Here is a 13,385-nt window from a genome sequence, read left to right as displayed (position 1 = left end):
CATATGCACATTTTTGTAATTACATTAGGCAATAACATGACAAGAACAACGTCTATTCTTTTAACTACCTTGTTTATTATCACTTTATTTGTACAGTCAACCCATTCTATGGCTGATGAAGGAACGTTACCAACAAAACCTACACCAAATTTAGACAGACCTTCTCCTACTGTTTCGAATAAACCATTAGTCACTCCAGCCGCACCTATCCTTAATGCTAAGGCTTATATATTAATTGATGTTAATAGTGGAAAAATTATCGCTGAAAAGAACAGTGAAGAACGATTACCTCCAGCCAGTTTAACTAAGATGATGACTTTGTATGTTATCTCTAATGCTCTTCATCATGAACAAATTCATCTTACAGATAATGTCAGGGTAAGCCGCGAAGCCTGGAAAATTGGCGGTTCACGTATGTTTATTAAAGAAGGACAACAAGTACCTGTAGAAGATTTGCTTAAAGGGATTATTGTTGACTCAGGAAATGATGCATGTGTAGCTATGGCCGAACATCTCGGTGGAACTGAGAACTCCTTTACAGACCTAATGAACCAACAAGCTCAGAATCTAGGGATGAAAAACAGCCACTTTACTGACAGCACTGGATTACCCGATCCTAATCTTTATACTACAGCTAAAGATTTAGCAATTCTTGGTAGAGCATTAATTATTGACTTCCCTCAATATTATGAGTGGTACAAACAAAAATGGTTTACTTACAATGGTATTCGCCAACCCAATAGAAATAGACTGTTGTGGCGTGATAATCAAGTAGATGGTATAAAAACTGGTCATACCAACGACGCCGGTTTCTGTTTGGTATCTTCTGCAAAACGCGACAATATGCGCTTATTAGCAGTGGTATTGGGCGAGCCTACTGACTCATCTCGCGCAGATGATAGTGAAAAACTACTCAACTATGGATTCAGATTTTTTGAAACTCATCAACTTTACAAGTCTGGACAATCAATTGCGGAGCTACCTCTTTACAAAGGACAAATAGATAAGGTAGCAGTGGGCTTAAACGAAGATCAGTACATAACAATTCCTACTGGACAATATCAACGTCTTAATATTACAACCAAAATACCTTCATATCTTGAAGCACCAATTAAAAAAGGAGATAAAATAGGTGATTTAGTTGTACAATTTGATAATAATGTTGTATCTACACAAACTCTTTATGCACTGCAAGATGTAGATTCGGGGGGCTTTTTCACACGCACCAAAGACTCTATACGTTTGCTCTTTAAAGGTTGGTTTGGTTCCTAAGGTTTATACAGGATGACTAAAGAAACATTCATTGATTTTCCCTGTTATTTTCCTATAAAAATAATAGGGAATAATTCAACCTTTTTTCTTGAAGAAATTAGGCAGATTACTCTGACCCATTTTCCTGAAACAGCTCAAGATGCATTGACACAAAAATTGAGCAAAAATTCCAATTATCTGGCAATCACTGTTTCAGTATTCGTTGAAAATCAAGAAAATCTAGATGCTTTTTATCGAGCACTGACTCAACATCCAGACGTAAAGATGGTTTTATAATGAAAATACGACAGCTAGGTATTCAAAATTACAATAATGTTTGGCTGCAAATGAAGGATTTTACTCAGAAACGCCAAACAAACACAGAAGATGAACTTTGGCTGCTCGAGCATTTTTCTGTATACACTCAAGGTCAGGCAGGAAAGCCAGAACATATATTAAATCCTGCCAATATACCTGTGATACAATCTGATCGTGGAGGACAAGTAACTTATCATGGACCAGGTCAACTTGTGGCCTATGTTTTAATGGATCTAAAAAGCAAAAATTTAGGGATTAGATCCTTAGTAAGCAAATTAGAACAAATTTTAATCTGTGTTCTTGAGCAATACAAAATTGAAGGATCGATTCGATGTGGAGCCCCAGGAGTCTATGTTAAAGAACAAAAAATTGCATCGATAGGGTTAAGAGTAAAAAATGGTTGCACTTATCATGGAATTGCACTTAATGTTAATATGGATTTAAAACCATTTTCAGGCATTAATCCTTGCGGATTTGAAAAAATGGAAATGACCCAGATAAGTCATTTCTATCCTACGGTACAATTAGATGAAGTCAATCAACAATTTGTGCAATACTTTTTACAACAATTCTATCCTTAGTGCCCCATGAACTTGTTCATAGACTATGTACAACCACTTACAGACTGGTTGCAACAAAACCCTCACTGGTCTTTATTTATAACATTCCTGATTTCATTAACCGAGTCATTAGCAATCATAGGAAGTATAGTTCCAGGTAGTGTTACCATGACTGCTATAGGAATTCTCGCCGGTTCTGGGGTTATGCGTGTTGACCTCACTTTATTGGCAGCTATTTTAGGTGCTGTAGCAGGTGATAGTTTAAGCTATGCCCTAGGCTACTATTACAGCGAGCAGTTAATTGACATTTGGCCATTTAAGAAATATCCCAAATGGCTACAATATGGAAAAGATTTTTTTAAGGCTCATGGCGGAAAAAGTGTCTTGATAGGCCGTTTTGTTGGCCCCTTACGTTCTATTATTCCGGTGATTGCTGGAATACTCCATATGAAACAATGGCATTTTTTTGTTGCAAATGTCTTATCAGCTATAGGATGGTCTCTATTATACGTAATGCCTGGAGTTATTCTCGGAGCTGCAAGTCATGAGCTATCAGCAGAGAACGCGACCCACTTATTTGTATTAATCCTTATAGTTCTTGCTGGAATTTGGCTTATCAGCTTAATATTTAAGTGGCTCATTAAGCAATTAAATTCTTTCTTAAAATTATCGCTACATAATTTATGGATTAAATTTAAAGATAATCCATTATTAGCCCATGTATATCAAGCGCTCACACCGATTGATGAAAAAGACCACTATACTACAGCATCCTTAGTACTCATTACTCTTTTTTGTATCCTAGGTTTTGTTATTATTTTGGGATTAACAGTTAAGACATCCTGTCTGTCTTATATTAATTTACCGATTTATTTATTCCTTCACAGTCTTGATACAACGATAATCAAAATTATTTTTATTTATTGTACCCAACTTACGAGCACTATAACCATTGTCGGTTTTTTCATTATTAGTTCCTGCTGGTTTATATATCATAATAAAATTTCTACGGTGATTTATTTATTCAGCCTTATTATTTTTAATTGTCTTCTTATATTCATATTGGCATTTGCTGTATACGAACCCAGACCAACTGGAATTTTAGTGGTTATGCCTGGTTCCTCATTTCCAGCAATTAATCTTGAAATCGCTACGGCGCTATATGGATTCATCTTATTTTATATAAAAAACACTTATAATTTATTTACGAATGTCCTTAAGTCTATCATCTTTACTCTCTTAGCCTTAAGCGGTTTAGGCTCCATTTATTTAGGAGATTATTGGTTTACAGATATTATTGCCTCTTATTTTGCAGGTGCAGCAATTTGTCTTGTACATTGCCTTGTTTATAGAAAAGCGAACTTTATCCTCACAAGAACATCCTTTTCTTTATTGGTATTTTCACCCTTTTTTATCAGTATTTTTTTATTTTCACTTGTATCCACCTCTTATAATTTCAAAACATTATCCTATAACCATAGATCTTATCATCAGCAATATACATTAAGTGAAAATGCATGGTGGCAACAAAAAAAACCTATATTGCCAATTTATCAATTAAGTAGAATTGGAAAAAGGATCAGTTTACTTAATTTACAATATGCTGGAGATTTATATTTATTTCAACATAGCTTGGAAGAAATTGGATGGGAATCGCATTTGGATTCATTTTTTTCCAATTTATTAATGCGAATGAGTAAAGGACCTAATAGTGTAAAATTACCATTATTCACTCAACTTTATGAAAATAAACCACCTGTATTAATTATGACTTATACTGAAAAGGGATCTGATTTAACTTTAGAATTAAGAATCTGGGAATCTAATTATACTTTATTGAAGTCAAATAAACCTCTATGGATAGGTAGCATTCACTCATCCAAATCGGTTTCTAAACAAAAGAATAAGAACTCTTTTAAAAAACTTATTGATCCTTTTGATTATTTACTTAAAACAGAGGAGACTTTTGCTGTGAAACAAATCTTGCTTCCCGAAGAGATAGTTAAAACAACACGATATCCTGTACAACCAAGCATTATTCTTATTAGACAAAAAAATCCATCCTCCAGTTAAACTAATGCAAGCTCACTATACACCAATTAAAAATACTGTTATAACTATATGTTTTTAAGAATAAATATAAGGTTTTGTTGCTTATCAATACCCGCTTTATGCTCAAAACGTAGGTCATGGGAAGCAAATATCTAAAGAACCTAACTTGAAGAGTTCTCTTGAATGAATACCATTGCAAAATTAATTCAAATTTTATTTCCATTGATTGCTCTATTACTACTAATTATTGGAATAAAAAAAAGAGCCATCTATTACATGATTTCAGCTCTTTGGCTAAGCCTTATAGCTATGTTGATTCATCTTCAATTCTCAGGCAATCAAATTTTTGGCACATATTTCAATTATTATAATGCTTCGATATATACTTCAAATTTACTTATATTGTTGATTACTTTAATTTACGTTATTTCACATTTAAGTACGGGTAGTACATTAAGATATGTATATAGTTTTGTTAATGCATTTTTAGTTGTTATTGCACTTGTAAGCATTATTAATCTTTGGATGAATGCTTTTTTTATTGAAAATAAAATGGAAGGCACTCCTATTATACAAGTTGCACTTATTAACAAGCCTGATTACTGTAAGAGCAAGTATGTATTTTATAAAGTTAATATTGATACTTCTATCATGTATCTCTGTCCTAATTATTATGGTTTAATACCATCTTTAGGACGGTTAGCTGTAAGTCCTGATTTTGTTGCTGCGCAATTACCGTTATCGATTAGAAATCAAATATTATTAAAACATAAAAAAGAGTAAAAAGAGGTTCAGTAGTAAATGTGCGAGCTAGCTTTGATAACGCTGGAAGTTAAATTGTTCTTTGGATTATTATTTGATACCATGTCAAAAATTTATCTTTTTAGTATTAACATGAAGAGAGTATTTGCTCTTATTATGATAGTATTTAGCTTTAATAGCTATGCTATGGCGCCCAAACTTAATTGGGATCAAGCTGTTGATCGTGCTGTACAACGCTACGGTTTAAGAGTAGAACCCCAGTTAAAATCCTATTTTTCAAGAGCCGGGGTCAGCTATCCTCCCCGTGAATTAGCACTACTTGCTTTTAAATCCGAAAGAAAGGTAGAGCTTTGGGCAAGAAATTCAAACCAATCATGGAAACACATTCATGATTACCCGCTAACAGGGTTCAGCGGTCGCTTGGGACCTAAATTACGTGAAAATGATAAACAAATTCCTGAAGGTGTGTATAAATTAGTTAATTTCAATCCTTTTAGTAGCATGCATCTCTCTATGATGATCAATTATCCAAATAGTTTCGACAGACAAAAAGGTTACCAAGATGGAAGAAAACAATTGGGAAATAATATTTTCATCCATGGCAAAAATTTATCTGTAGGTTGTTTGGCCGTTGGTGATCTCGCAATTGATCAACTATTTATTTTAGCAAGACGTGTTGGTTTAAATAATATTAAGGTGATTATTGCTCCCAATGATCTTCGGAAGAAAAAACCATCTACATCAACATTTGCACAACCAAGATGGCTTCCTGAATTATATAAACAGATTGCAGAATCATTAAAACCGTTTGATAAAAGCAATTATACCGCATAGACCAGGTTTTAAGCTAAATGGTATTCTAGTTTTGCTATTTTATAGAATATACCGATTTCGATGGTTATGTTTCTTTACAAGCGTTTCGAATTCGGTAACACCTAAAACCAGGCATGCTCTCTGAACAAATACAATATACGATTGTTAAATTAGTATTATACTCCTCTGGCTTCGTGTATCACTAATAATTAAATTTTTACTTGGTGTTATATAATGTCCCTATCTTTAATCCTTTGATTATCAATGCTCGCTAAACTTTAGGCAAAGTAGCCAATAAATCCGAAACCTCTTTTGGCGTTAACTCATAATGCTGCCCCCGAGATAAATATCGTGGCATGGTAATCGTTCCGTAGCGAATTCGAATCAAACGGCTTACTTCAAGACCTTGTGATTCCCAAAGACGTCGCACCTCCCTATTACGGCCTTCATTTAAAGTCACATGATACCAACTATTAGCGCCTTCACCTCCACGGAACTCTAAACGAGTAAATTTCGCCATTCCATCATCTAACTCAACGCCTTTGGTTAAATTATTTAAAACTTCCTGAGAAACTTGTCCACGGACTCTCACAGCATATTCCCTCTCAAATCCATATTTAGGATGCATTAATTGATTAGCGAGTTCACCAGAATTAGTAAAAATCAGTAGCCCAGAAGTATTTAAATCCAAACGCCCTACTTGTACCCAACGACCTTGTCTTAAATGTGGTAAGTGATCAAAAACAGTTTTCTCAAATTTAGGGTCATGGCGGCTTGAAATTTCTCCTACTGGCTTATGATAAAGCAAAATCCGTACATTTTTCTTTACTTTTAAAGGGTTAGGGATCAATTTTCCTTTTACCGTGATTTTATCCTCCTCGCTTGCTGAGTCACCCAATTTAACTGGTTTCCCGTTGACCTGAACCCAACCATTTTCAATCCATCGCTCCATTTCACGACGAGAACCAAGACCTGCTTGACTTAATATTTTCTGTAACCTTTCGTTGCTCATTCGGTAATATACTCTTCTTCATTAGGGTTATTATGTAAGTTCAATGTTTCCATAACCTCTGGCAAGGATGGAAGCTCATTTAAATATCGTAAATTAAAATAATTGAGAAATTCTCTTGTCGTAGTATAAACCGCAGGCTTACCTGCTACATTTTTATAACCAGAGATACGAATCCATTCTCTTTCCATTAAGGTTTTGATAATTTGGCTATTTACTGCTACTCCACGTAATTCCTCAATATCAGCCCGAGTTACTGGTTGCTTGTACGCAATAATTGCTAATGTTTCAAGCAAAGCACGTGAATACTTAACTGGCTTTTCAGTTTGTAAGCGTGCGACCCAAGTACTGTATTCTTTTTTTGTTTGGATGCTGAAACCTGTTGCAACGTGGATAAGTTCAAAAGATCGTGACGAATACTCTTCTTTTAATTCATTAATAAGGGTTTCCAGATGCTCTTTAGAAGGTCTTTGCCATTCGTCAAAAGTTTCTAATAAGCGCTCTGCAGTTAACGGCTCATTGGTACTTAGAAGTAATGCTTCAATAATATTTTTTAACAGATTATTATCCATTATATTAGGCTGCCTGTAATAATATGGAAGCAAAGGCTTCATTTTGAGTAATAACAATTAAGGATTGTCTCGACAATTCTAAAATGGCTAATAAGGAAACAATAAGCCCCATTCTTCCCTCATCCAAACTAAATAACTGTTTAAATTCGAGAACATGATGTTCCTGAAGCTTTAGTAAGACACTACTCATACGCTCTCGAACAGACAAAGCTTCACGAGAAATTTGATGATGGCTTACTTGTTCTTCCCTTTTCATTAAAGCAATCATTGCTTCAACTAAATCCTCTAATTCAACTTCAGGATGTACAATAATTCGCTCAAGTTCAACGGGAATCACTTGGATTAAAAAGTTATCGCGTTCTTGTCGTGGAAGTGCGTTAAGCAATTCAGCTGCGCATTTGATTTGCTCATACGCTTGTAATCTCCTCACTAAAGTCATGCGGGGGTCTTCGTCTTCTTCATCATCACCTTTTGGAGGCGCTGGTAATAAAAGGCGTGACTTAATTTCAGCAAGCATTGCAGCCATCAATAAATAGTCTGCTGCAAGTTCCAATCTCCGGCATTCCATCAATTGAATGTAATGCAAATATTGCTTCGTAATGCTCATAATCGGAATATCTAATATATCAATATTTTGTTTTCGAATCAGGTATAAAAGTAAATCAAGTGGGCCACTAAACGAATCCAGTAATACCTCAAGCGCATCGGGTGGAATATATAAATCATCAGGCAGCTCGGTAAGCTCTTTACCTGCAACTACAGCTTTAATTTCTGGCTTAATTGATAATTCAATGTCCATTTTAACTACTCATGATGATTTTCTTAAGCATTTATGCTTCTGGTACTGAAAACTGTATTTGGCGCATATGGGTAAAAAGCATCGAAGTTTCACATACTGATGTATGTTGACTGCGCTCCGTTATGCCTTTTTATCCTGTGCTGAAATATCATTTTTTAATAATCAAGTCCCATAACTTCTCTGACAGTACTCAGATTTTTACAAGCTACTTCTCGTGCTGATTCACTTCCCTCAGAAACGATTCGTTTTACTGAGCCTAAATCTGATTCATATTCAGTAATTGCTTCTTGAATGGGCTTTAACTCTTTATTAATACTATCAACCACAGGCCTTTTGCATTCAATACAACCGATTCCAGCGGTACGACACCCTGTTTGAACCCAATTTTTAACTTCTTCAGTGGAATATATTTTGTGAAATTGCCAAACTGGACATTTTTCAGGCTCGCCCGGATCTGTTCGCTTTACTCGTGCAGGATCTGTTGGCATAGTTAACACTTTCTTTTCTACCTGGTCAGGAGGTTCTCTTAGCATAATGGTGTTATGATAAGATTTGGACATTTTTTGCCCGTCAAGACCAGGCATTTTAGCTGTTTCAGTAAGTAATGGATGAGGCTCAGGTAAAATAATTTTACCACTACCTTCTAAATACCCCAATAAACGTTCTTTATCACCAATGGATAAGTTAGACTGATCCTCCAAAAGAGCTTGAGCTGTTTTGATTGCCTCGTGATTTCCAAGTTCTTGAAATTGTCGACGTAACTCACTATAAAACTTACTATTTTTCTTACCCATTTTTTTTATAGCTTCAGCTGCTAATTCTTCAAAATTGGGTTCTTTACCATAAAGATGGTTAAATCGACGAGCAATTTCTCGGGTTAACTCTATATGAGAGACTTGATCTTCACCAACAGGAACATAATCTGCATGATAAATCAAAACATCCGCACTTTGTAATAAGGGATAACCTAAAAAGCCATAAGTTGCTAAATCTTTTTCCTTTAATTTTTCTTGTTGGTCCTTAAAAGTTGGAACTCTTTCTAACCACCCCAAAGGGGTAATCATTGATAAAAGCAAATGCAACTCCGCATGTTCTGGAACCCAGGATTGGATGAAAATTCTTGACAGCCCAGGATTAACACCACAAGCTAACCAATCAACAATCATATCCCATAGATGTTTTTCTATAAACCTAGGCTCATCATATTGAGTCGTTAATCCATGCCAATCTGCAGCAAAAAAGAAGCAATCATATTGATGTTGTAAGTTGATCCAATTTTTTATTACCCCGTGGTAGTGTCCAAGATGTAATTTTCCACTGACACGCATTCCAGAAACAACTCGTTTATTGGAACTAAATAATACTGACATCAATATCCTCTTTTAATGATTTATTTAACATGACTCTCAACTTTTCCAGAGTATTTCTTGAACGTAAGGCACAAATGCTCATGCCTAATTTAACTTGGAATATTAGCATACGACATACGTGCACCTGTTCACTAAAAAGTTGAAAATCGCCTCAATTTATTTGAAGGGTTCGGGATCACCTTTACCCTCTCTTATTATCACTGGATAATCACCGGTCAAATCGACGACAGTTGTAGGTTCTTGCCCACAATGACCGCCATCAATTACTAAATCAATTTGATTTCCTAAAAGATCTCGAATTGCTTCAGGCTCACTTAATGGTGCTTTAGCACCTGGAAGTATTAAAGTAGTACTCATCAAAGGTGCCTCTAGGCACTCCAACAATGCAAGCGTTATTACATTATCTGGTACGCGCAAACCCAATGTTTTTCTTTTCGGGTGAAGCATGAGCCGAGGCACTTCATGGGTGGCATTAAGAATAAAAGTATAGGCACCAGGAGTAAATGCTTTTAATAACCTAAATATAGGATTCGATACCCGAGCATAAAGACCCAGTTGGGAAAGATCACGACAAACAAGAGTCATATTGTGATTTTTATCCAATTGTCGTAATCTTCGAATACGCTCAAGTGCGGATTTATTACCTAGGCCACAACCCAATGCATAACCAGAGTCGGTAGGGTAAACAATAATACCACCGTCTTCAATTATATTTACGGCCTTTCGCAACAAGCGTGCTTGAGGATTATCAGGATGTAATGCAAAAAACTGACTCATAAAGTCCCCTGTTCAATGTTCCATTCATGCCAAATTGGCGTACAATTTGCTGGTAACTGTTTCTGGCCACCAAGATTTACACGAGAACGACCATCACTGTGGTAGTCAGATCCAGAAGATGCCAATAAATGAAAACGCAAACTGGTTGCGGCCATTTCATTAACTTCATTAAGTGTCATTTCTCCAGATACCACTTCTATACCAACGCCACCAGCCTCTTTAAATTCGTTAATTAACTCATGCAATTTAGATCGCGTCAATCCGTATTTAAGTGGATGAGCAATCACTGCCTGCCCTCCTGCTGCTTTAATTCCCTCTACCGCCTCTTGAACAGTCAACCACAATGTGGGCACATAAGCTTTTTTTCCTCTTCCTAAATATTGCTTAAATGCTGAGGCAAGATCTCGAGCTTTACCTTCATTAACTAACAGTTGGGCAAAATGAGGCCGACCCACGCGAGTATGCCCAGCTAATTCACAAGCTTTGGAGTAAGCATCGCTAATACCTAACGAGTTTAATACTGTCCCTATTTGCTGTGCACGGCTCACTCGGTTTTGATTTTGGCGCTGAATTAGCTCTAGTAGGCTTGACGTATGGTGAATTTGATAACCTAAAATATGAAGTTCATGCTTTTTCCAACGTACACTGATTTCTATACCGTTAATTATCCTAATTGAGGTATTCGTAGCCGCCTGTAATAACCCTGGATAACCCGCTACTGTGTCATGATCAGTAAGTGACAAACACCTAATCTTTTGGTTTTGTGCTTTTTGTATCAATGCTTTTGGAGTTAAGGCCCCATCTGAAAAATTACTATGACAATGAAGATCAATCATGGATGTCTGTTATATAACAAAAAAATGATTGTATCATAAATCTTGCAGAAGATGAGTGTTCTGCACTATTCTTGTGTGCCTATACTTCACCTTATCAAAAAAAGAATAAAATGAAAGTAATGGGACACCCACTATCCCATCCAGTGAGAGAGCTCAGAATTTAGGTACACCACTACCTTTTCAGGAGATCCCTCGCAAAATTTAGCGATGATGGTTTGGGTAGGAATGTATAAAAAATACTATACTGAATAATATATAAATTACTGGTTGAGGAAAACCTAAAGATAATGATTCATAACGTCCATCATGTTAAGTTATGCCGTAAATCAATTGCCGCACGAAATGACAAACAAGCTGATTTTCTTGATGCAATTGATCGTTTTGCAGTAACTTTTGCAGTTGGCCCTGCAGGCACTGGAAAAACTTACCTGGCTGTTTCTAAAGCGATACAATGTTTTGAAAAGGGTGAGGTACATAGGTTAATTTTTGTAAGACCCGCCGTAGAGGCAGGTGAAAAATTAGGTTTTCTGCCAGGAGATTTAGTAGAAAAAGTGCTTCCCTATTTAAGACCCATTTACGATGCCTTATATGAAATGATTGGATTTAAAGAAACTCAAAAATTAATTCAAACCGATACCATAGAAGTGTTACCCTTAGCATTCATGCGTGGGCGAACTCTTAACGAGTCATTTATTATTCTAGATGAAGCACAAAATACTACCATCATGCAAATGAAAATGTTTTTAACCCGTATCGGTTTTGGTTCAAAAGCGGTCATAACCGGAGATATGACACAAGTAGATTTACCCAAAGGTATTGATTCCGGGCTTGCACATGCAGTAGGATTATTCAAAAAAATACCCGATATTAGTATTCATACTTTCACAAGCCGTGAGGTTGTCCGACATCCGTTAGTCTCTAAAATTGTAGATTGCTATGACAATGCATCATCTGGAAAAACTAAATGAATTATTATATCGATATACAAAATGCAACGGACGAATACCTTCCTATCAGTGAAGATCAATTAACTCATTTGGCATCACTTACATTGAGAGATTACAAAAAAGAAGCAGAGCTTACGATTCGGCTGGTTACTCCTGAAGAAATGCTCCAGTTAAATTATACATACAGAAAAATTAATAAAACGACTAATGTATTAGCATTCCCATGTACCTTACCTACAGAAGTGCAATTAGACTACTCTCTTTTAGGGGATGTTATTATTTGTCCACAAGTATTACTTGACGAAAGTAAGCAACTTAATAAAACTTTGGAATCACATTGGGCTTTAATTGTAATTCATGGAATACTGCATTTATTAGGCTATGATCATATTAAGGATGATGATGCAGCCATTATGCAATCTATTGAAATTAAATTGTTAACTGAGCTTGGCTTTGCTAATCCTTATGACGCAGAGGGTAATCAACTTGAATAAAGAGGAAGACAGTAGTTCATGGTTTTCTCGGTTTAAACAGTTTTTACAGGGTGAACCACAAAATCAAGAAGAACTGGTTAGTTTATTAAGAGACGCACATATTCGCTCTCTTATTAGTTCTGAAACATTGGCAATGATAGAAGGCGCTATTTCATTCTCGAAAATGCGAGTACGAGATATTATGCTGCCCAAAAATCAAATGGTTTGCATAAGGCAAAATGATCCGTTTCAAGATATTATAAAAACTGTGACCCAAACGGGCCACTCGAGATTTCCTGTCATTGATGAAAACTCTGATGAAATTATCGGTATATTGCATGCCAAAGATTTATTGCCCTACCAATCAACTGATTTGGACTCCTTTAATTTGCTTGATATTTGTCGTCAAGCCACTTTTGTTCCTGAAAGCAGGCGTTTAGACAGTTTACTCAGTGAATTTCGCCGTAATAAAAATCATATGGCTATAGTAGTCGATGAATACGGAGAAGTTTCAGGCTTTGTTACAATCGAAGACATTATTGAACAAATTATTGGTGATATTGAAGATGAGTTTGATATTGATGAAGATGCCTATCTTAAAGTACATGAAGACAATCATTACATTGTCAAGGCACATATGCCTATCGAAGAATTTAATGAGCAACTTAACGCGCATTTTAGCGATGAATTTTATGATACTATCGGTGGGATAGTAATGAATAGTTTTGGCCATTTGCCTACACGAGGTGAAACAATTACTATTGATTCTTTTGAATTTAAAATTATTAATGCAGATTCCAGACGTATTAAATTGATCGAATGTATTGATAAACGCAAGGCATAATG

The 13,385-nt window shown here is 35.7% G+C and carries 15 protein-coding genes; 9 read left to right on the top strand and 6 right to left on the bottom strand.

The features are described from left to right. The first annotated feature begins 36 nt into the window (after window positions 1-36). From EKG34_RS08465 to EKG34_RS08440, 6 genes are all read left to right on the top strand, one after another. Window positions 37-1,272, top strand: a complete 1,236-nt coding sequence (locus EKG34_RS08465) for a D-alanyl-D-alanine carboxypeptidase family protein (RefSeq protein WP_035905188.1) — start codon at window positions 37-39, stop codon at window positions 1,270-1,272. Window positions 1,273-1,284: 12 nt separating this feature from the next. Further along, window positions 1,285-1,548, top strand: a complete 264-nt coding sequence (locus tag EKG34_RS08460) for an HP0495 family protein (protein ID WP_003637005.1) — start codon at window positions 1,285-1,287, stop codon at window positions 1,546-1,548. Beyond that, a complete protein-coding gene (gene lipB, locus EKG34_RS08455; protein WP_003637004.1) occupies window positions 1,548-2,150 on the top strand; it encodes a lipoyl(octanoyl) transferase LipB in 603 nt (200 codons plus the stop codon). The genes EKG34_RS08460 and lipB overlap by 1 nt, the downstream gene beginning before the upstream one ends. A 6-nt stretch (window positions 2,151-2,156) precedes the next feature. Continuing rightward, a complete protein-coding gene (locus tag EKG34_RS08450; protein ID WP_003637003.1) occupies window positions 2,157-4,202 on the top strand; it encodes a VTT domain-containing protein in 2,046 nt (681 codons plus the stop codon). A gap of 162 nt (window positions 4,203-4,364) precedes the next feature. Beyond that, the gene (locus EKG34_RS08445) at window positions 4,365-4,964 is read left to right on the top strand and encodes a type I secretion system protein LssZ (protein ID WP_003637002.1); all 600 of its coding nucleotides are present in this window, start codon (window positions 4,365-4,367) and stop codon (window positions 4,962-4,964) included. A 111-nt stretch (window positions 4,965-5,075) separates the two neighbouring features. Continuing rightward, window positions 5,076-5,777 (top strand): L,D-transpeptidase family protein, encoded by a 702-nt coding sequence (locus EKG34_RS08440; protein WP_172622905.1) that lies wholly within the window; start codon window positions 5,076-5,078, stop codon window positions 5,775-5,777. A 250-nt stretch (window positions 5,778-6,027) separates the two neighbouring features. Here EKG34_RS08440 and rluB read toward each other — a convergent pair whose 3' ends face one another. The 6 genes from rluB to EKG34_RS08410 form a co-directional block, all read right to left on the bottom strand. Next, window positions 6,028-6,768 (bottom strand): 23S rRNA pseudouridine(2605) synthase RluB, encoded by a 741-nt coding sequence (rluB, locus tag EKG34_RS08435; protein WP_003636999.1) that lies wholly within the window; start codon window positions 6,766-6,768, stop codon window positions 6,028-6,030. Beyond that, entirely contained in the window at window positions 6,765-7,337 is a 573-nt protein-coding gene (gene scpB / locus EKG34_RS08430) for an SMC-Scp complex subunit ScpB (RefSeq protein ID WP_003636998.1), read from the bottom strand. Before scpB ends, rluB begins: the two co-directional genes overlap by 4 nt. A gap of 4 nt (window positions 7,338-7,341) precedes the next feature. After that, complete coding sequence (locus EKG34_RS08425; RefSeq protein WP_003636997.1) at window positions 7,342-8,136, bottom strand: segregation and condensation protein A; 795 nt, start codon at window positions 8,134-8,136, stop codon at window positions 7,342-7,344. Between the two features lie 155 nt (window positions 8,137-8,291). Continuing rightward, complete coding sequence (locus tag EKG34_RS08420; RefSeq protein WP_003636996.1) at window positions 8,292-9,506, bottom strand: tryptophan--tRNA ligase; 1,215 nt, start codon at window positions 9,504-9,506, stop codon at window positions 8,292-8,294. A gap of 156 nt (window positions 9,507-9,662) precedes the next feature. Further along, window positions 9,663-10,283, bottom strand: coding sequence for an L-threonylcarbamoyladenylate synthase (locus tag EKG34_RS08415; protein ID WP_003636994.1), 621 nt, complete (start codon window positions 10,281-10,283; stop codon window positions 9,663-9,665). Then, complete coding sequence (locus EKG34_RS08410; protein WP_003636993.1) at window positions 10,280-11,119, bottom strand: PHP domain-containing protein; 840 nt, start codon at window positions 11,117-11,119, stop codon at window positions 10,280-10,282. The genes EKG34_RS08415 and EKG34_RS08410 overlap by 4 nt, the downstream gene beginning before the upstream one ends. A gap of 287 nt (window positions 11,120-11,406) precedes the next feature. On the opposite strand from EKG34_RS08410, the gene EKG34_RS08405 reads away from it, so the two are divergent. Genes EKG34_RS08405 through EKG34_RS08395 form a run of 3 tightly spaced genes read left to right on the top strand, consistent with a single transcriptional unit; the run spans window position 11,407 to window position 13,383 of the window. Further along, entirely contained in the window at window positions 11,407-12,087 is a 681-nt protein-coding gene (locus EKG34_RS08405; protein ID WP_003636992.1) for a PhoH family protein, read from the top strand. Continuing rightward, window positions 12,084-12,560, top strand: a complete 477-nt coding sequence (gene ybeY, locus EKG34_RS08400) for an rRNA maturation RNase YbeY (RefSeq protein ID WP_003636991.1) — start codon at window positions 12,084-12,086, stop codon at window positions 12,558-12,560. The genes EKG34_RS08405 and ybeY overlap by 4 nt, the downstream gene beginning before the upstream one ends. Continuing rightward, window positions 12,532-13,383 (top strand): HlyC/CorC family transporter, encoded by an 852-nt coding sequence (locus EKG34_RS08395; protein ID WP_012979131.1) that lies wholly within the window; start codon window positions 12,532-12,534, stop codon window positions 13,381-13,383. The genes ybeY and EKG34_RS08395 overlap by 29 nt, the downstream gene beginning before the upstream one ends. The last annotated feature ends 2 nt before the right edge of the window (window positions 13,384-13,385 follow it).

The organism is Legionella longbeachae, assembly GCF_004283175.1.
GTDB classification, from domain to species: domain Bacteria; phylum Pseudomonadota; class Gammaproteobacteria; order Legionellales; family Legionellaceae; genus Legionella; species Legionella longbeachae.
The sequence above is the reverse complement of the archived record's forward strand: the minus strand, read 5'-3'. Positions and strand labels throughout refer to the sequence as shown.